The sequence below is a fragment of the Cellulomonas soli genome (assembly GCF_013409305.1).
Lineage (GTDB): Bacteria > Actinomycetota > Actinomycetes > Actinomycetales > Cellulomonadaceae > Cellulomonas > Cellulomonas soli.
Genome location: NZ_JACBZJ010000001.1, coordinates 120,529 through 139,841 on the forward strand (window position 1 = coordinate 120,529; position 19,313 = coordinate 139,841).

At 73.1% G+C, this 19,313-nt stretch carries 13 protein-coding genes; 10 read left to right on the forward strand and 3 right to left on the reverse strand.

The features are described from left to right. Positions 1-15 precede the first annotated feature (15 nt). Entirely contained in the window at positions 16-1,698 is a 1,683-nt protein-coding gene (gene pgi, locus BKA22_RS00585) for a glucose-6-phosphate isomerase (RefSeq protein ID WP_146952119.1), read from the forward strand. An 84-nt stretch (positions 1,699-1,782) separates the two neighbouring features. On the opposite strand, the gene BKA22_RS00590 is transcribed toward pgi, so the two are convergent. From BKA22_RS00590 to BKA22_RS00600, 3 genes are all read right to left on the reverse strand, one after another. Then, positions 1,783-3,036: an amidohydrolase gene (locus BKA22_RS00590; RefSeq protein WP_146952118.1), complete on the reverse strand. Its 1,254-nt coding sequence runs from the start codon at positions 3,034-3,036 to the stop codon at positions 1,783-1,785. Positions 3,037-3,116: 80 nt separating this feature from the next. Then, on the reverse strand, positions 3,117-5,831 hold the full coding sequence (locus tag BKA22_RS00595; RefSeq protein ID WP_146952117.1) for a multicopper oxidase domain-containing protein: 2,715 nt from the start codon (positions 5,829-5,831) through the stop codon (positions 3,117-3,119). Then, the gene (locus BKA22_RS00600; RefSeq protein WP_223203509.1) at positions 5,828-6,985 is read right to left on the reverse strand and encodes a DUF8744 domain-containing protein; all 1,158 of its coding nucleotides are present in this window, start codon (positions 6,983-6,985) and stop codon (positions 5,828-5,830) included. Before BKA22_RS00600 ends, BKA22_RS00595 begins: the two co-directional genes overlap by 4 nt. Positions 6,986-7,137: 152 nt before the next feature. Between BKA22_RS00600 and BKA22_RS00605 the strand changes: the two genes are divergently transcribed. The 9 genes from BKA22_RS00605 (at position 7,138) to BKA22_RS00645 (ending at position 19,285) form a co-directional block, all read left to right on the forward strand. Then, complete coding sequence (locus tag BKA22_RS00605; RefSeq protein ID WP_146952116.1) at positions 7,138-7,902, forward strand: helix-turn-helix transcriptional regulator; 765 nt, start codon at positions 7,138-7,140, stop codon at positions 7,900-7,902. A 139-nt stretch (positions 7,903-8,041) separates the two neighbouring features. Continuing rightward, positions 8,042-9,349: an MFS transporter gene (locus BKA22_RS00610; protein WP_146952115.1), complete on the forward strand. Its 1,308-nt coding sequence runs from the start codon at positions 8,042-8,044 to the stop codon at positions 9,347-9,349. Positions 9,350-9,400: 51 nt separating this feature from the next. After that, positions 9,401-13,153: a nitrate reductase subunit alpha gene (locus BKA22_RS00615; RefSeq protein WP_146952114.1), complete on the forward strand. Its 3,753-nt coding sequence runs from the start codon at positions 9,401-9,403 to the stop codon at positions 13,151-13,153. Positions 13,154-13,196: 43 nt separating this feature from the next. Continuing rightward, a complete protein-coding gene (gene narH / locus BKA22_RS00620; RefSeq protein ID WP_146952113.1) occupies positions 13,197-14,891 on the forward strand; it encodes a nitrate reductase subunit beta in 1,695 nt (564 codons plus the stop codon). Next, positions 14,891-15,562: a nitrate reductase molybdenum cofactor assembly chaperone gene (narJ, locus tag BKA22_RS00625; RefSeq protein ID WP_146952112.1), complete on the forward strand. Its 672-nt coding sequence runs from the start codon at positions 14,891-14,893 to the stop codon at positions 15,560-15,562. Before narH ends, narJ begins: the two co-directional genes overlap by 1 nt. Then, on the forward strand, positions 15,559-16,314 hold the full coding sequence (gene narI, locus BKA22_RS00630; protein ID WP_146952111.1) for a respiratory nitrate reductase subunit gamma: 756 nt from the start codon (positions 15,559-15,561) through the stop codon (positions 16,312-16,314). The genes narJ and narI overlap by 4 nt, the downstream gene beginning before the upstream one ends. A gap of 81 nt (positions 16,315-16,395) precedes the next feature. After that, positions 16,396-16,707 carry a DUF2249 domain-containing protein gene (locus tag BKA22_RS00635; protein WP_223203468.1) on the forward strand — a complete coding sequence of 104 codons (312 nt, stop codon included), beginning with the start codon at positions 16,396-16,398 and terminating at the stop codon, positions 16,705-16,707. Between the two features lie 113 nt (positions 16,708-16,820). After that, entirely contained in the window at positions 16,821-18,302 is a 1,482-nt protein-coding gene (locus BKA22_RS00640; RefSeq protein WP_223203467.1) for an MFS transporter, read from the forward strand. Then, complete coding sequence (locus tag BKA22_RS00645) at positions 18,299-19,285, forward strand: alpha/beta hydrolase (protein WP_146952109.1); 987 nt, start codon at positions 18,299-18,301, stop codon at positions 19,283-19,285. Before BKA22_RS00640 ends, BKA22_RS00645 begins: the two co-directional genes overlap by 4 nt. The last annotated feature ends 28 nt before the right edge of the window (positions 19,286-19,313 follow it).

Genomic DNA, 19,313 nt, shown 5'->3' on the forward strand with positions numbered 1-19,313 from the left:
CCGAAAGAGACCCCCGTGCCCACGCAGCCCATCGACCCGACCACGACCAGCGCCTGGCAGGCCCTCACGGAGCACCACGCCGCGCTGACCCCGGACCTGCGCGGCTGGTTCGCCGCCGACGCCGCACGCGCGCAGCGCCTGTCGCTCCCCCTGGCCGACCTGCACGTCGACCTGTCGAAGAACCTCGTCACCGACGAGACGCTCGCTCTGCTGGTCCAGCTCGCCGAGCAGGTCGGCCTCACCGACCGCCTGCAGGCCATGCTGCGCGGCGAGCACATCAACGTCACCGAGGACCGCGCCGTGCTGCACACCGCGCTGCGCCGCCCGGCTGGGGCCTCCCCCGCGCTGGTCGTCGACGGCCAGGACGTGGACGGCGACGTGCAGGCCGAGCTGGCCAAGGTCGCCGCGTTCGCCGACAAGGTCCGCTCGGGCGAGTGGACCGGTGTCACCGGCGAGCGCGTGAAGACGGTCGTGAACATCGGCATCGGCGGCTCGGACCTGGGCCCGGTCATGGCGTACGAGGCGCTCAAGCCGTACGTGCTCGAGGGCCTCGAGGTGCGGTTCGTCTCGAACATCGACCCGACCGACCTGGCGCAGAAGGTCGAGGGCCTGGACCCGACGACCACCCTGTTCATCGTCGCGTCCAAGACGTTCGGCACGCTGGAGACGCTGACCAACGCGCGCCTGGCCCGCACCTGGCTGTGGGAGCAGCTCGCAGCAGCCGGTGCGATCGCCGACACCGACGAGGCCCGTACCGCCGCCGTCGCGCAGCACTTCGTCGCGGTGTCGACCGCGCTGGACAAGGTCGCCGCGTTCGGCATCGACCCGGCCAACGCGTTCGGGTTCTGGGACTGGGTCGGCGGCCGCTACTCGGTCGACTCGGCCATCGGCACCTCGCTGGCCATCGCCATCGGCCCCGACGGGTTCCGTGACTTCCTCGCGGGCTTCCACGCGGTCGACGAGCACGTGGCCACGACGCCGTTCGCGCAGAACGTGCCGGTGCTCATGGGCCTGCTGAACATCTGGTACGTCAACTTCCTCGGCGCGCACACCCACGCGGTGCTGCCCTACGCGCAGTCGCTGCACCGCTTCGCGGCGTACCTGCAGCAGCTGACCATGGAGTCGAACGGCAAGTCGGTCCGCTGGGACGGCACGCCCGTGACGACCGACACGGGCGAGGTCTTCTGGGGCGAGCCGGGCACCAACGGCCAGCACGCGTTCTACCAGCTGATCCACCAGGGCACGCGCCTGATCCCGGCGGACTTCATCGCGGTGGCCAACCCGGCGCACCCGCTGAAGGACGGCGAGACGGACGTGCACGCGCTGTTCCTCGCGAACTTCTTCGCGCAGACCAAGGCTCTCGCGTTCGGCAAGACCGCCGACGAGGTCCGCGCCGAGGGCACCGCCGAGGAGATCGTGCCCGCGCGCGTCTTCTCCGGGAACCGCCCGACGACGTCGATCCTGGCGTCCTCGCTGACGCCGTCGGTGCTCGGCCAGCTCATCGCGCTGTACGAGCACATCACGTTCGTGCAGGGCGTCGTGTGGGGTATCGACTCCTTCGACCAGTGGGGTGTCGAGCTCGGCAAGAAGCTCGCCATGGAGATCGCCCCGGCGGTCGAGGGCGACGCCGCGGCGCTGGACGCGCAGGACCCGTCCACGCGCGCGCTCATCGCGAAGTACCTCGAGCTGCGCGGCTGAGTCAGCCGGCACACGCGGGGCCCCGGACGACGCGTCCGGGGCCCCGCGGTGTCTCAGCCTCCCGGGCGCCGACCCGGGCCGAGCTCAGCCGGCGAAGCGCTCGGCGCGCTCGACGACGTGGCCCCGGCGCTCGGCGGCGTCCCACGTGTAGACGGTGCGGCCCTCGATGAGCACGTGCTCGACGCGCGCGTCCGTGGTCAGCGGGTCGTCCGACCAGATCACCACGTCGCCGTCGCGCCCCGGGGTCAGCGCACCGATGCGCCCCTCGAGCCCGAGGAACGTCGCCGGGTTGATCGTCAGCGCCTCGAGGGCGGTCTGCCGGGGCAGCCCGTCGCGCACGGCCAGCACGGCCTGCAGCACGAGCAGGTTGATCGGCACCACCGGGTGGTCGGTGGTGATCGCGACGCGCACCCCCGCGGCGGCCAGCGTCGCCAGGTTGACGATCGCCCGGTCGCGCAGCTCGACCTTCGACCGGCTGGTGAGCATCGGGCCGAAGATCACGGGGATCTGCTTCTCGGCCAGCACGTCGGCAATCTTGTGCGCCTCGGTGCCGTGGTTGACCACGAGCCGGTACCCGAACTCCTCCGACAGGCGCACGGCCGTGGCGATGTCGTCGTGCCGGTGGGTGTGCTGGTCCCAGACGAGCTCGCCGTCGAGCACCCGGGCCAGCGTGTCGAGCGTGAGGTCCACGGCGAACGGCTCGCCCTTCGCCTCGGCGGCCGCGCGGGCGGCCCGGTAGTGCTGGGCCTTCGTGAACGCCTCGCGGATGACGAACGCGACGCCGAGCCGGGTCGACGGCGTCTGCTTGCGGTCGCCGTACACGCGCTTGGGGTTCTCGCCGAGGGCCGACTTCACCGACACGGCGTCGCTGATGACCTGCTCGTCGATCGTCCGCCCGCCCCACGACTTGAGCGCGACCGACTGCCCGCCGATCGGGTTGCCCGATCCGGGCTTGACCACGACCGAGGTCACGCCGCCCAGCAGGGCGTCACGGAAGCCCTCGTCGTCGATGTTCACCGCGTCGATCGCACGCACCCCGGCGGTGTTCGGCGAGGTCATCTCGTTGGTGTCGTCCCCGGCCCAGCCCTGCGCCTCCTCGTCGATGCCGACGTGACCGTGCGCCTCGACGAACCCGGGCAGGACCCACCGGCCGGTCGCGTCGACGACCTGCGCGCCCTCGGGCACGACGACGTCGGCGCCGACCTGCGTGATGCGGCCGTCGACGACCAGGACGGTGCCGCCCTCGATCGGGTCGCCGACGACGGGGACGACCCGTCCGCCGGTGACGGCGACGACGCGGGGACGGGAGGTGGACGCGGAGGAAGCCGGTGAGGACATGCCTCCACCGTACGTCCGGCCGACTCGCCCGCCGGACGACCGTCCTGGTCAGCGCTCCGTCCAGCACCCCCCGAGGCGCGCTACCCGGTCGGGTCGGTGACGACGAGGCTGCCCGCGGCGCCCTTCTCGGCGTCGCCCATGATGTGCGAGACCACCGAGTAGGTGCCCGCCTCGGGGAACGTCAGCTCGACGAAGCCGCCCTCGGCCGGCTGCAGCGCGAGGACCTGCGAACCACCCGTGCCCGTCGAGCCGCCGTCGCGCAGCACCCAGTCGCCCTCGCGGTAGACGGTGTCGAACTGGCCGCCGACGACGTGGAACGCACTGGGCCGGTTCGGTCCGGCGTCCAGGACCCAGATCCGCACCCGCTCGCCCGTGGTCGCCACCAACGGCTCGTGCCGGTACTGCCAGGCGTACCCGTTGAACGTCACCAGGTCGGGGACCTGGGTGGCCAGCCGGGTCGTGTCGACCTCGCCGCCCTGCGGGCCCAGGTAGTACTCGGACTGCACCAGCAGGTACTCCCGGTCGACCTGCGGCAGGCCGGGCGGGTCGATGACCACCGCACCGGCCATCCCGTTGGCGATGTGCGCGCTCATCGGCATGGTCGAGCAGTGGTACATCCAGATGCCGCTGCGCGTGGCCGTGAACGTGTAGGTCAGCCGCTCCCCCGGGGCGATCGTGCGCATGACGTCGTCCGGGGCGAGGGCGCCGGCGTGGAAGTCGATCGAGTGCCCGATCGACCCGTCGTTGACCAGGGTGATGACGAACGTGTCGCCGACCGCGCCGCGCAGCACGGGGCCGGGCGCCTGCCCGCCGAACGTCCACAGCCGTTGCGTGATGCCGGGTGCGACCTCGCGCTCGACCTCCTGCACGGTGAGGGTGATCCGGTGGGTTGTCGGGCCGTCGCCGTCGTGCTCGGCGGGCTCGAGGGTCGCGTCGTGCGCCTGGAAGCCAGGGGCGGGCGCGGCCGACATGTCGATGTCCGCTGCGGCGGACGCGGCGGTGGGGGCAACAGTGGGGGCAGTGGTGGGGGCAGCTGCGGGGTCACGGTCGGGCATGTCCATGCCGTCGTGCGTCGTGGCCTGGTCGGTCGTCGTGTCGTCGGTGGCCGCGTCGCTGGTGGCGGTGCCGCCTGCGTCGACGGCGACGACGGTGAGCGTCATCCCCATGAGCCGGTGCCCGGCGACCGAGCACCACCCCTCGAGGTCGCCGGTGACGACCCCGACGTCGACGCGCGAGGACGCGCCGGGGGCGAGGCGTCCGGAGGTGGCGCCCGAGGCGAGCACCAGGTCGTGGACGGTCGAGTCGGTGTTGGTCACCTCGACGACCAGGCGGTTCCCGGCCGGCACCTCGACACTGTCCGGGGTGAACCGCATGTCGCCGGCCTCGACCGTCACCGTGGTGGTCAGGCCGGTCGCCGCGGCGGTGCCGGCGTCCGGAGCCGAGCCGGCGGCGAGCGCGAGACCGGCAGCCGCCGGGTCGACGGCGACGCCGCCGACGACCGCGAGCGCGAGGACGGCGACGGCCAGTGCGGCGGCGCCGGCGCGGGACGGCAGGACCGGCTCGTCCACCGCGACTCCCCCGGCTCGGGACGGCGACGCGTCGGCGTGCGGCCGGGCGGCCGCCACGGCCCGGGCGGCCAGCACGAGGAAGGCCGCGAGCGCCCCGAGCCCGACGACCGAGACGAGCACCCGGACGGCGCTCGGCACGGGGGCGACGAAGAGCACGAGAGCGCCGTTGACGAGCAGCACGCGCACGAGCGCCCCGCGGTCGAGCTCGGCCGCGGTCCGCCGGGCCACGGCGGGGCCGCCGCCGAGCACGACGGGCATCAGGTAGGACAGCGAGCCGAGCAGCACCTGGGCGACGAACCCGACCGCGAAGGGGGCCACCAGCACCCGGACGTCCTCGGCGGCGGCAGCCCACGAGGGCGCGAGGACGACGACCGCACCGAACGCGACGACGTCGACCAGGAACCACGCCGTGGCCGCCGCGACGCTCCAGCCGGCGTAGGTCCGGGGCGGGGCGGTCCGGGCCTGGCGCACCATCATGAGCACGACGAGCACGACCGCTGCCGCGACGACCGCGGCGCCGACCCCGACGAGCGCTCGCCAGCCCGTGGCGGCCGCCACAGCGACGACCCCCAGTCCGAGGAGGACCAGGGGCAGCGCGCGGGTACCCGCGGTCGCGTCCTGCGGCTCGATCCGGGCGTGCAGCACCGTGGGCCACAGCACGAGCAGGGTGCCGAGCACGGTCAGGCCGACCCAGCCCAGCAGCGTGAACGTCAGGTGCGCGACGTAGATCCGTCCGTGCAGCTCGTCACCCGCGGTGCCCCGCGCGAGCAGCACGCCGGCGGCCACGCCGAGCGGCAGCACCGCACCGGCTGCGACGTAGTAGCGCACGAGCGGACCGAACTGGGAGGGCAGCGCACCCCGCGACTGCCTGCGGATCACCATGACCTGGCTCAGCGCGGCGACGGCGACCAGGGCCCCGCCGAGCACGGTCAGCGACCAACGGACGCTGAGCACGCCGACGACCACGAGCAGGGCGCCGAGGGTGTGCGCGGTCAGCCGGACGACCTGGAGGCGCCGTCCGCCGGGGGCCGGGCGGCGCAGCAGCGTGTCGGCGAAGTGCTGGCTCCACACCAGGATCGCGGTGCTGGCGGCGCCGAGCAGCAGCAGGTGCACCATGAGCCAGCCGGACGCGGCGACCTGCCGGTGCAGGAGGGTCGCCACGACGGCGGCGAGCAGCCAGGCGGCGACGGGCACGTGCGCCCGCAGGTGCCAGGTCGCGCGGGTCATGCCGACACCTGCGTCCGACCGGTCGCCGTGGCCGCCGCTGTGTCGGCCGCTGTGCTGGCCCCTGTGCCGGGGCGTGCGAGGCCCCGGACCGTCCCGTGCACAGCCAGGGCGAGGAACCCCAGCACCGCGAGGATGTTGCCGACCCCGCCGACCTGCACGGCGAGCGCGCTGCCGTGGGCGTCGCCGACGAGCACCCGCAGCGCGAGCGTGACGTGCAGGGCGGCGAGCGGGACGAGCATCGCCGACCGGTAGGGCAGGGGGCGGCGCAGCACCGCGGGGAGGATCACGGGCGCGTGCGCCATCACCATCGAGAGCACGAACCCGAGGAAGACGGCGTGCAGCACGGCGTCGTACGCGGGTCCGTCGGGCACCGGACCGGCGACCAGCCAGGTCCCGCCGGCGACGGCCAGCCAGCCGTACCCGGCGAGCATCGCCAGCGCGCTGAATCGCGGCAGGCCGGCGGCCCGCACGGTCCGGCGGGCCACGTCGTAGCGGACGAGCGCCGTGACGAGCGCGAGCAGGCACGCGCCGAGCACGGGGTACCCGACCGACGGCCACAGCAGCGCGAGCAGCACCGCGCCGGCCAGGGCGAGCGAGGCGGCGACCACGACGGGTTCGGCGTGCGCGGGTGGGAAGCCGACCCGCAGCAGCTCGAGCCGTTCGCCGGCGATGGTCAGCACGAGGAATCCGACGAGGAACGGGGCGAGTCCCGGCACCGCGACCCCGGCGAGCCACAGGGCGCTCGCTCCGACGGCGAGCACAGCGCCGAGCGCCTGCACGGCCACGGGCGCGGCCTGCTGGCGGCGCCAGATCGCGACGTACAGCCCGGCGAACGCGAGCGTCCCGGCGAGCTGGGTGAGCTGCCCGACGGCCACGGGCAGCGGCGTCAGCAGGAGCAACCCGCCGGCGCCGAGCAGCGCGGGTGCGGCGAACGCGGGGCCGCGGCCGAGCGCGACCGCACGTTCCAGCGCGATGAGGGTGCCGACGAAGCCGAGGACCATGAGCATGCCGTGGACCTGCGGCAGCCGGTCGACCCGCACGGGGGCCGGCAGGCCGAGCAGCATCAGGGCCGCGTCCATGCCGGCGAGCAGCGCGAGCCCCGCCGGGACGAGCAGCACGAGGCGGCGGGAGCCCGCTGACGCGCGGGGAGCCATTTCCACGGAACGAACCGTAGGTATCCGCTGGCCTGCACGCCTGGGACGTCGGTCCCGTGCGCCACGGCTCCGCCGGGTCATCGAACAGGTCAGGCCGCGGTCAGGGACCCCGGTCCCAGATCCCCCGGTTTTTCCCCGTCGATACTCATGTCATGTCGGCCCGTCGCTCCCCTGCAGCGCGCACGCTCGCGTCGGGCAGCCGCGTGGACCTGCTCGACCTGCTCCAGCGCGGCGGCCCGCAGACCGTGGGTGAGCTCGCCACCCTCACCGGCCTGCACCAGAACACCACGCGCGAGCACCTGCAGCGACTCGTGAGCGACGGCTACGTGCTCCGGGAGCCCGAGGTCCGCACGGTCCGGGGACGTCCCCGGATGATCTACCGGATCGCCCAGGCCGAGGACGTGCGCACCGACCCCGTCGCCGCGGTCCGGCTCGAGGAGTCCATCGCGCGCGCCGCGCTGACGCGTGTGCTCCTCGACGGCTACGGCAAGCAGCTCGACTCCCCCCGGCGCTCGGCCGAAGAGGCCGGCCGGACCCTGGCGCTGCGGCACGCGCGGCGCAAGCCCGGCCAGTGCCGACCGGGCTGCCAGGACGCCGAGCACGACACGAGCGGCCTGAGCGACGAGGACCTCGTCCAGCGGCAGGTCGACGCGGTCGACGCCCACCTCGACCGCCTGGGCTTCGACCCGACGCTCGACGCCGACGACACCGGGCTCGACTTCCACCTGTGGCGGTGCCCGTTCCTCGACCTGGCCCGTGAGCGTTCCGAGGTCGTGTGCAGCGTGCACCTCGGCCTGGTCCGCGGGGTGCTCGAGGCCACCGGCGGCCCGGTCGTGGCCACCGACCTGCAGCCCTTCGTCGGGCCGCACCACTGCGTGCTGCGTCTGCGCAAGGACGTCGTCGCCGCCACCGGCTGAGGTCGCCCCGCCTCGGGTCCACGACTCGTCGACGATTATTCACGGGCTTTCGCCTGGCACCCCCTGCGCACCCGGGCCATGCTGCCGATGACGGCCCCACCGACGGGGTCGGCACCGCTGCCGTCCCCGGAGGGCCACGATGACGTCACCCACCTTGCTGCGCCCCGACCTGTCGAACTGGGACCCCGAGAACGAGGCGACCTGGGACAGCCGGATCGCCTGGCGCACGCTGTGGATCACCACGTACAACCTGATGCTGGCGTTCTGCGTCTGGTACCTGGTCAGTGCGATCGCCCCCCGTCTGAACCTCATCGGGTTCGACCTGACGAAGGGGCAGCTCTACTGGCTGGTCGCCCTGCCCGGTCTGGCCGGTGGGCTGTTCCGGATGGTCTACATGTTCCTGCCCCCGATCACCGGGACGCGCACGCTCGTGGGCGGCTCCGCCACGCTGCTGCTGCTGCCGATGATCGGCTGGACGCTGGCCGTGCGGGACACCTCGACGCCGTACTCGGTGCTCCTGCTGCTCGCCGTCGCGTGCGGGGTCGGCGGCGGGGCGTTCTCCGGGTTCATGCCCTCGACCAGCTACTTCTTCCCCAAGCGGATGGCCGGCACGGCCCTGGGCCTGCAGGCCGGGATCGGCAACTTCGGCGTCAGCCTCATCCAGTTCCTCGTGCCGTGGGTCGTCGGCTTCGGCCTGCTCGGCACGACGGCCCTGGCACCGCAGCAGACCACCGAGGGCACGAACATCTGGCTGCACAACGCCGGGCTCGTGCTCATCCCCTGGGTCCTGCTGGGCATGGTCCTCGCCGCGGTGTTCCTGCGCCGGGTGCCCGTGACGGCCAACTTCCGTGAGCAGCTCGACATCTTCCGGGAGAAGCACACCTGGTTCATGACGGCGATCTACACGATGACCTTCGGGGCGTTCTCGGGGTTCGCCGCCCAGCTCGGCCTGATGATCCTCAACCTGTACGGCGGGTTCGAGGACGCACCCGACCCGTTGAAGTTCGCGTTCCTCGGCCCGCTGCTCGGCTCGCTGACCCGGGCCGCCTGGGGGCCGCTGTGCGACCGGTACGGCGGCGCGGTGTGGACGCTCGTCTCGGGCATCGGCATGACGATCAGCACGGTCTTCACCGCGTTCTTCCTCACCCCCGAGGCGGTGGGCGAGTTCACCTGGTTCCTGGTCGGCATGCTCGCGATCTTCACGTTCGCCGGCATCGGCAACGCCGGCACGTTCAAGCAGATGCCGATGATCTTCGACCGCCGCCGCGCCGGGGGCGTCATCGGGTTCACCGCCTCGATCGCCGCGTTCGGCCCGTTCCTGGTCGGCATGGCGCTGTCGGTGTGGTCGCCGCAGGCGTTCTTCATCGGCGCCGCCGTGTACTTCGCCGGCTGCACCGTCCTGACCTGGGTGCAGTACGCCCGGCCGGGCGCCCCCAAGCCCAGCTGACCCGCACCAGCCCGCACGACCCGTCCCGAACCCGCAGGCCCGGAGGTCCCCATGGCATCGACCGGCACGTCCCCCGCAGGGACCGACAACCGCGCCGTCGACGCGTTGCTGCGGCTGGGCTCGCACCTGCGCCGCGGCGAGGTGTCGCAGGACCTGCGCACGCTGTTCCTGCAGGGCGGTCGCGAGGGCGACGCGTTCTACCGGGACCGCTGGTCGCACGACAAGGTGGTCCGCTCCACGCACGGCGTGAACTGCACGGGCTCGTGCTCCTGGAAGGTCTACGTCAAGGACGGCATCATCACGTGGGAGACGCAACAGACGGACTACCCCTCCGTCGGCCCGGACTCCCCCGAGTACGAGCCGCGCGGGTGCCCCCGGGGCGCCGCGTTCAGCTGGTACACCTACTCCCCGACCCGGATCCGGTACCCGTACGTGCGCGGCGCCCTGCTGCGCGCCTACCGCGAGGCCAAGGCCCGCACCGGTGACCCCGTGACCGCCTGGGCGCAGCTGACCGCCGATCCCGAGGTGGCCCGTTCGTACAAGGCGGCACGGGGGAAGGGCGGGCTCGTGCGCGCCTCCTGGGAGGAGGCCGCAGAGATCGTCGCGGCCGCGCACGTGCACACCATCAAGGCCTACGGGCCCGACCGCATCGCGGGGTTCTCCCCGATCCCCGCGATGTCGATGGTGTCGCACGGCGCGGGCGCACGGTTCGTGCAGATGCTCGGCGGCACGATGCTCTCGTTCTACGACTGGTACGCGGACCTGCCCGTGGCCTCGCCGCAGGTCTTCGGCGACCAGACGGACGTGCCCGAGTCGGCCGACTGGTGGAACGCCTCGTACCTGATGATGTGGGGCTCGAACGTGCCGGTGACGCGCACGCCCGACGCGCACTTCATGGCCGAGGCGCGCTACCGCGGGCAGAAGGTCATCACCGTCTCGCCCGACTACGCCGACAACACCAAGTTCGCCGACGAGTGGCTGGCCCCGCACCCCGGCACGGACGGTGCTCTGGCCATGGCCATGGGGCACGTGATCCTGCGCGAGTTCCTCGTCGAGCGGCGCACGGCACGATTCGCCGACTACATGACCCGGTACACCGACGCACCGCACCTGGTGACGCTGCGCCGCCACGGCGACGCGTGGGTGCCCGACAAGTTCCTCACCGCCGACGCGATCGACGGGCTCGGTGACGGGCGCGACCGTGCGTTCCAGACCGTCCTGCTCGACGGCGATGGCGTGCCGCACGTGCCCAACGGGACGCTCGGCCACCGGTTCGACCCGGCGAAGGCCGGGACGTGGAACCTCGACCTGGGCGACCTGTCACCCGTGCTGTCGATCGCGGACCTCGCGGCCGGTGCGGCGGCGGACCGGGTCGAGGGCGTGGCCGTCGACCTGCCGCGGTTCGACGTCGCCCCGCAGACCGGCGAGGAGCACACCGGCGGAGCCGGGGTCGTGCGCCGCGGCGTGCCCACGGTCCGCATCGGCGACCGGGTCGTGACCACGGTGTTCGACCTCATGCTCGCCCAGTACGGCGTCGGCCGCGACGGCCTGCCCGGCACGTGGCCCACCGGCTACGACGACGCCTCCACCCCCGGCACGCCCGCCTGGCAGGAGGAGATCACCTCCGTGCCCGCGGCCGCGGCCGCGCGGATCGGGCGAGAGTTCGCGCAGAACGCCGAGCAGTCGGGCGGGCGCTCGATGATCCTCATGGGCGCCGGGACCAACCACTGGTTCCACTCCGACACGATCTACCGCACGTTCCTCGCGCTGGTCACGATGACCGGCTGCCAGGGCGTCAACGGCGGCGGCTGGGCGCACTACGTCGGCCAGGAGAAGTGCCGACCCGTGACCGGCTGGGCGCAGTACGCCGGAGGCCTGGACTGGGCACGACCGCCGCGGCAGATGATCGGCACCGCGTTCTGGTACCTGAGCACGGACCAGTGGCGCTACGACGGCCTGGCCGCCGACCAGCTGGCCTCACCGCTCGCGCAGGGCCTGTTCGCCGGGCGCACCACGGCCGACTGCCTCGTGGAGTCCGCCAAGCGCGGCTGGATGCCCTCCTACCCGACGTTCGACCGCAACCCGCTGGACCTGGTCGACGAGGCCCGGGCGGCAGGGGTCGACCCCGCGGCGCACGTGGTCTCCGAGCTGGAGGCCGGGCGGCTGCACTACGCGTGCGAGGACCCGGACGACCCGGCGAACTTCCCGCGGGTGCTGACCGTGTGGCGGGCGAACATCCTCGGCTCGTCGGGCAAGGGCAACGAGTACTTCCTGCGGCACCTGCTGGGCACCGACTCGGCGGTGCGCGCCGAGGAGTCCGGGCCGGACCGGCGGCCGGTGTCGATGACCTGGCGCGACGAGGCACCGCGCGGCAAGCTCGACCTGCTGGTCACCAGCGACTTCCGGATGACGTCGACCACGCTGTTCAGCGACGTCGTGCTGCCAGCGGCCACCTGGTACGAGAAGGACGACCTGTCGAGCACGGACATGCACCCGTTCGTGCACGCGTTCAGCCCGGCGATCGCCCCGCCGTGGCAGACGCGCACCGACTTCGACATCTTCGCCACGCTGGCCCGCTCGGTGACCGACCTGGCCGTCGACCACCTCGGGGCGCGCAGCGACCTGGTGGCCGTGCCGCTGCTGCACGACACGCCTGACGAGCTGGCCACCCCGCACGGCACGGTCGTCGACGGCGCCGCCCTGGTGCCCGGTCTGACCATGCCCAAGCTGGTCGTCGTCGAACGGGACTACACGACGTTCGCCGACCGGTTCGGTGCGCTCGGCCCGCTCACCGCGAGCGCCGGCATGCTCACCAAGGGTGTGCCGTTCATGCCGGACGTCGAGGTCGCCGAGCTGGCCCGCCTCAACGGCGTCGTCGCGGAGGGCTCGGCCGCGGGCCGGCCACGGCTGACCACCGCGCGGCACGTGTGCGAGACGATCCTGGCGCTGTCCGGCACCACCAACGGCCGCCTGGCCGTGCAGGGGTTCGAGAAGGTCGAGGAGCGCACCGGCACCGAGCTGGCCTCGCTCGCCCGCGACCACCAGGGCAAGCGCATCACGTTCCCCGACGTGCAGGCCAGGCCCGTGCCGGTCATCACCAGCCCGGAGTGGTCGGGCTCGGAGCACGGCGGGCGGCGGTACTCGGCGTTCACGATCAACGTCGAGCACCTCAAGCCGTGGCACACGCTCACGGGCCGTCAGCACTTCTACCTGGACCACGACTGGATGGGTGAGCTCGGCGAGAACCTGCCGGTGTACCGGCCGCCGCTGGACATGCACCGGCTGTTCGGCGACGCGCGCATCGGCTCGACGGACCCGACCGGGGCTCCCGGGTCCGAGGGTCACGCCGAGGTCGCCGTGCGCTACCTGACCCCGCACTCGAAGTGGTCGATCCACTCCGAGTACCAGGACAACCTGTTCATGCTCTCGCTCTCGCGCGGCGGCCCGACCATCTGGATGTCACCGCAGGACGCGACGACGATCGGCGTGCGGGACAACGACTGGATCGAGGCGTACAACCGCAACGGCGTCGTCGTGGCGCGGGCGATCGTCTCGCACCGCATGCCCGCCGGGACCGTGTTCATGTACCACGCGAAGGACCGCACGGTGGACGTGCCCCGCTCGGAGACCTCGGGCCTGCGCGGCGGCATCCACAACTCCTTGACCCGCGTGCTGCTCAAGCCCAGCCACCTGGTCGGCGGGTACGCGCAGCTGTCGTACGCGTTCAACTACCTGGGCCCCACCGGCAACCAGCGCGACGAGGTCACCACGATCCGTCGCCGCGCGCAGGAGGTGACGTACTGATGCGTGAGCTCGTCGCACAGGACACCGGCCGGAGGGCGGACCGATGAGGGTCATGGCGCAGATGGCGATGGTGATGAACCTCGACAAGTGCATCGGCTGCCACACGTGCTCGGTCACGTGCAAGCAGGCGTGGACGAACCGCACGGGCGTGGAGTACGTCTGGTTCAACAACGTGGAGACGCGCCCCGGCGTGGGCTACCCGCGCACGTACGAGGACCAGGAGCGCTGGGGCGGCGGCTGGGTGCGCAACAAGCGCGGCCGGCTCAAGCTGCGTTCGGGTGGTCGGTTCACCAAGCTGACGCACATCTTCTCCAACCCGACGCTGCCGGAGATCAGCGACTACTACGAGCCGTGGACGTACGACTACGACGTCCTGCTGTCCGCCCCGCAGGGCGAGCACACGCCCGTGGCCCGGCCCAAGTCGTTGCTGACCGGCAAGGACATGCAGATCCGCTGGTCGGCCAACTGGGACGACAACCTGGGCGGCTCGGGCGAGACGATGGCCGACGACCCGATCCTGGCGGGGATGAGCCAGAAGGTGCAGGCCGAGTTCGAGCAGGCCTTCATGTTCTACCTGCCGCGCATCTGCGAGCACTGCCTGAACCCGTCGTGCGTGGCCTCGTGCCCGTCGGGCGCGATGTACAAGCGGGCCGAGGACGGCATCGTGCTGGTCGACCAGGACGCGTGCCGGGGTTGGCGCATGTGCGTGTCGGGCTGCCCGTACAAGAAGGTCTACTTCAACCACAAGACCGGCAAGGCCGAGAAGTGCACCATGTGCTACCCGCGCCTGGAGGTCGGGCTGCCGACGGTCTGCTCCGAGACGTGCGTGGGCCGGCTGCGCTACCTGGGCCTGGTGCTGTACGACGCCGACAAGGTGCTCGAGGCGGCGAGCGTCGAGGACCCCACCGAGCTGCTGGACGCGCAGCGCTCGGTGCTGCTCGACCCGAACGACCCGGCCGTGGTCGACGCCGCGACCGCCTCGGGCATCCCGCGCGACTGGGTGACCGCGGCGCAACGCTCACCGGTGTGGGCGCTCATCTCGACGTACCAGGTGGCCCTGCCGCTGCACCCGGAGTACCGGACGATGCCGATGGTCTGGTACGTCCCGCCGCTGTCGCCCGTGGTCGACGTCGTCACGGGTTCGGGCAACGACGGGGAGGACGCGCGCACCCTGTTCGCCGCGATCGACAAGCTGCGCATCCCGGTGGAGTACCTCGCCGGGCTGTTCACCGCGGGCGACACCGCCCCCGTCACGGGCGTGCTGCAGCGGCTGGCCGCGATGCGCGCGCACATGCGCAACGTGAACCTCGGCGTCGAGCAGGACCCGCGGATCGCGGGGGCCGTCGGCATGGACGGCGCGCAGATCGAGGCCATGTACCGGCTGCTGGCGATCGCCAAGTACGAGGACCGGTACGTGATCCCCGCGGCGCACGCCGAGACGGCCCGGCACCTGGAGGAGATCGCCAGCGGCTGCTCGTTGGACACCGACGGTGGGCCCGGCATGGGTGGGCCCGGACCGTTCGGCTCGTCCAGCGGCCACCCCGAGCGCGCGACCGTGGAGACGTTCCACGCGTTGAAGAACCGGCAGACCGCTGACCGCCCGGCCGGTGCGGACACGCCCTCGCGCGTGAACCTGCTCAACTGGGACGGCAACGGGGCACCCCCGGGACTGTTCCCACCGCCTCCCGGGCAGCCGGGCTACGGCTCGGGCCCGGACGCGCCGGGCGGGGAGCACTGATGGCCCGCCGCGAGTCGTTGCCGTTCTTGCACCCCGTGCGCGTCGACACCGAGCAGCGCACGGTCGCGCACATGGCCGCCGCGCTGCTGCTGGACTACCCCACGCCGGCGACGCACGAGCAGGGTGACCTGCTGCGCACCGCCACCGCCTCGCTGCCCCGACCGGTGTCCGAGGCGTTCGGCCGGTTCCTGGACGAGCCGTGGACCCTGGCCGAGCAGCAGGCGCACTACGTGTCCACGTTCGACCTCAAGCGCCGGTGCGCGCTCTACCTGACGTACTACTCCTCAGGCGACACCCGCCGCCGCGGCATGGCGCTGGTGACGTTCGTCGAGGCGTACCGGGCGTGCGGCTGGGAGCCGCGCGAGGACGAGCTGCCCGACTACCTGCCCACGGCCCTGGAGCTGTCCGCCCGCGACCCCGGGCCGATCGCCGACGCGCTGCTGGGCACCCACCGGGACGGCATCGAGGTGCTGCGCTCGGCCCTGCACTCCGTGCCCAGCCCGTACGCGCACCTGCTCGACGCTGTGTGCCTGACCCTGCCGGCCGTGGACGCCGCCACGGCGGAGCGGTTCAGCGCGCTCGTGCAGGCCGGACCGCCCTCGGAGATGGTCGGGCTGTCCGCGCCGCTGCTGCCCTTCCCGACCGTCCGGGACGCGGAGGTCCCCGCATGAGCACCCTCGACACGCTGCGGTGGGTCGTCCTGCCGTACGTCGCGCTGGCCGTCTTCGTCGTCGGGCACCTGTGGCGCTACCGCTACGACAGGTTCGGCTGGACGACGCGCTCGTCGCAGGTCTACGAGAGCCGCCTGCTGCGCGCGGGGTCACCGATGTTCCACATCGGCATCCTCATGGTGATCGGCGGGCACGTCGTCGGCCTGCTGATCCCCCGGAGCTGGCTCGAGGCGATCGGCATCAGCGAGCACGCCTACCACCTGGTGGCCACGTGGGCCGGTTCGATCGCCGCGGCGCTCACCCTGGCCGGGCTGGCGATCCTCGTGTACCGCCGGCGCACGGTCGGGCCGGTGTTCCTGGCCACGACGCGCACCGACAAGCTCATGTACGTGGTGCTGGGCGGCACGCTGCTGCTGGGCACCATCGCCACGGTGCTGTTCCAGGTGTTCGGCGGCGGGTACGACTACCGCGGCTCGATCTCCCCGTGGATCCGCGGCATCCTCACGTTCCGTCCCGACGCCTCGCTCATGGCCGGCGTGCCCGGGTTCTTCCAGGCGCACGTGGTGGCCGCGATGCTGCTGTTCGCGCTGTGGCCGTTCACCCGGCTCGTGCACGTGTTCTCCGCACCGCTGGGGTACGTCGTGCGGCCGTACATCGTCTACCGCACCCGCGACGAGCGCATCGGCTCGCGGGCCGTGCGGCCCGGCTGGGAGCGCGCCGAACGCCCCGGCACGACGAGCGGGCGGCACTGACCCACCTCGACCATCGACCCCCCGGGTCGCCCGTGCTCGATGCGCGGGCGACCACCCACCACCCCCTCCAGGAGGAACGCTGTGCCCACCGAACCCGTCGAGATCCTGACGACCGCCCCGCACGCCGAGCCCGCCGCCCACACGTGCGACTGCGGCGGCCACGACGAGGCCGACCCGGTCCTGGACGTGCGCACCATCCCGCACGCCATCCGCCACGCCACCGTCTTCGGCGCCTACGGTGCGATCCCGGCCGGCGGATCGCTCGTGCTCGTCGCCCCGCACGCCCCGCTGCCGTTGATCGCCCAGCTCGAGGCCCGTGAGCCGGTCACCGTGACCTGGCTCGAGGAGGGCCCCGAGGCCTGGACGGTCCGGCTCACCCGTCCCGAGGCCTGATCGTGACGGCCGGGCGACCCGACAGGGACCGGCCGGCGAACATCGCGTGACGACTTGCCCGAGGGGCCCGCCGCACACCGCGACGGGCCCCTCGGCGTTCCTACCCTGGCCGCGTGACCCTCCCCACGGCCGCCGCCGAGCCCTCGCCCGCCGCGGTCACCGCGGATCCTCCCGAGGCCACCGCCTCGGCCGCAGCCCCGACTCCGGCGTCGATCAGATCCGACGCGACCACGGAGGTGCACCGGCGCCCCGGGCAGATCGCCGCGTGGGCGGCATGGGACTGGGGATCGGCCGCGTTCAACGCGGTCATCACGACGTTCGTGTTCACCCGGTGGCTCACCTCCGACGCGTTCGTCGACCCCGCACTCGTCTCCGCGGCGGGGATCGAGGGTGCCGACGGCGGGCCGGCGACCGACGCGGTCGCCGCGGTCCTGGCGACGCACTCGGCGTGGCTGGGCTGGGGTCTGACCGCGGCCGGGGCGCTCATCGCCCTCGTCGCGCCCGTCGTGGGTGCCCGCGCGGACGCCGCCGGTCGCCACCTGCGCCGGCTCGGTCGCCTCACGGCCGTGACCGTGCTGCTCTGCGCCGCGATGTTCCTCGTGCGCCCCGCACCGGACGCTCTGGCGGCGAACGTGCTGCTCGGCCTGACGCTGCTCGCGCTGGCCAACGTCGCGTTCGAGCTCGCGTCGGTGCACTACAACGCACTGCTGCCCACGATCGCCTCGGGCCGCACGCTCGGGCGCGTGAGCGGGCTCGGCTGGGGTGCGGGCTACCTCGGCGGGATCGTCCTGCTGCTCGTGCTCTTCGTCGGGTTCATCAACCCCGACGTCGGCTGGTTCGGCGTGACCGGCGAGGGCGGCCTCGACGTGCGCGTGTCCGTGCTGGTCGCGGCCGGCTGGTTCGCGCTGTTCGCGACGCCGGTGCGGCTCGCGCTGCCCGACTCCCCCGCCTCGACGACCGCGCGGCCGGGTGTCGTGGCCTCGTACCGCACGCTGGCCCGCGACGTCGCCGGGCTGTGGCGCGGGTCGCGGTCGACGCTGCTGTTCCTGCTGGCCAGCGCGGTGTACCGCGACGGGCTGGCCGGGGTCTTCACGTTCGGCGCGGTCATCGCCTCGGGCACGTTCGGGTTCGACGCCTCGCAGGTCGTGCTGTTCGCCATCGCCGCCAACGTGGTCGCCGGGCTCTCGACCGTGCTCGCCGGGTTCCTCGACGACCGGGTGGGCCCCAAGGCTGTGATCGTCGCCTCGCTGGTGGGGCTGCTGGTCACCGGGCTCGCCCTGTTCGCGCTGCACGACGCGGGGCAGGGGGCGTTCTGGGTCGGCGGGCTCGCCCTGTGCGCGTTCGTCGGTCCGGCGCAGTCCTCGAGCCGTTCCCAGCTCGCCCGGCTCGCACCGGCCGGTCGCACGAGCGAGCTGTTCGGCCTCTACGCCACGACCGGGCGTGCGGCCAGCTTCATGGCCCCGCTCGCGTTCTCGGTCGCCGTCACCGTGTCGGGATCCCAGCACTGGGGCATCCTGGGGATCATGGTGGTGCTCCTCGCCGGGCTGGTCGCACTCCTCCCCCTGCGCCTGAGCGGACCGGTCGCACGGCCATGACCGCGTCGGCGGGTCCCCTCGCAGACGGGTGGGAGGCCGACCGCCTCGTCCCGGGCTGGCAGGCGCGCACCCTCGCGCTGCACCCGCGCGGCGGTCGGCAACCCGTGGCCACGCTGTTGCGGCGCGCACCCCTCGCCCCCACGACGGCCGTCGCCGCGCTGCACGTGCACGGCTACAACGACTACGTCTTCCAGGCGCACGTCGCCGACGCCCTCACCGCACGCGGCGTCACGTTCTACGGGCTCGACCTGCGCCGCTGCGGTCGCTCGACGCGCCCCGGCGACGTCCCGCACTACACGGACGACCTCACCGAGTACCACGAGGAGCTCGAGGCGGCCGTGCGCCTGCTGCGCGAGGAGCTCGGGCACGAACGCGTCGTCCTCGTCGGGCACTCCACCGGCGGCCTGTCCGCGAGCCTGTGGACCGCGACCGCGACCGGCAGCGAGCTCGTCGACGCCCTCGTGCTCAACAGCCCGTGGCTCGACCTGGACGCCAGCTGGTTCGCGCGCGTGATCTCGACCCGGGCGCTGGACTTCTGGGCGCCGCGCTCCCCCCTGCGGGTGCTCGCCGACGGCCCCTCGGCCTACTCCCACCACCTGCACGTGCAGCACGGCGGTCGCTGGGACTACGACCTCGCCCTCAAGCCGCCGTCCGGCTTCCCGGTGCGGGCCGGCTGGTTGCGGGCGGTGCGCCGCGGGCACGCCCTCGTCGGGCGAGGGCTCGACCTGCGCGTGCCGGTGCTCGTCTGCTCGGCCGAACGCTCCGGGCCCAACACCCCCGACAACCCCGAGCTTGACGCGCAGGACACGATCCTCGACGTGCGGCGGATCGCCGAGCGCGCCCCGACGCTCGGCCGTCATGTCCTGTACGTCCCGGTGCCCGGCGGCATCCACGACCTGAGCCTGTCGACGACGCCCGCCCGCGAGACCTACCTGAGCACGATGCTGTCGTGGGTGGACGCGCAGGTCCCCGTGCGGCGCTGAGCCGCGGCTGGCCCGGCACGGCGCCGCT

Coding starts and splice junctions, on each gene's coding strand:
- BKA22_RS00590 (WP_146952118.1), bottom strand. CDS start 3,036: ATGTCCTCACCGGCTTCCTCCGCGTCCACCTCCCGTCCCCGCGTCGTC.
- BKA22_RS00595 (WP_146952117.1), bottom strand. CDS start 5,831: ATGACCCGCGCGACCTGGCACCTGCGGGCGCACGTGCCCGTCGCCGCC.
- BKA22_RS00600 (WP_223203509.1), bottom strand. CDS start 6,985: ATGGCTCCCCGCGCGTCAGCGGGCTCCCGCCGCCTCGTGCTGCTCGTC.
- BKA22_RS00605 (WP_146952116.1), top strand. CDS start 7,138: ATGTCGGCCCGTCGCTCCCCTGCAGCGCGCACGCTCGCGTCGGGCAGC.
- BKA22_RS00610 (WP_146952115.1), top strand. CDS start 8,042: ATGACGTCACCCACCTTGCTGCGCCCCGACCTGTCGAACTGGGACCCC.
- BKA22_RS00615 (WP_146952114.1), top strand. CDS start 9,401: ATGGCATCGACCGGCACGTCCCCCGCAGGGACCGACAACCGCGCCGTC.
- narH (WP_146952113.1), top strand. CDS start 13,197: ATGAGGGTCATGGCGCAGATGGCGATGGTGATGAACCTCGACAAGTGC.
- narJ (WP_146952112.1), top strand. CDS start 14,891: ATGGCCCGCCGCGAGTCGTTGCCGTTCTTGCACCCCGTGCGCGTCGAC.
- narI (WP_146952111.1), top strand. CDS start 15,559: ATGAGCACCCTCGACACGCTGCGGTGGGTCGTCCTGCCGTACGTCGCG.
- BKA22_RS00645 (WP_146952109.1), top strand. CDS start 18,299: ATGACCGCGTCGGCGGGTCCCCTCGCAGACGGGTGGGAGGCCGACCGC.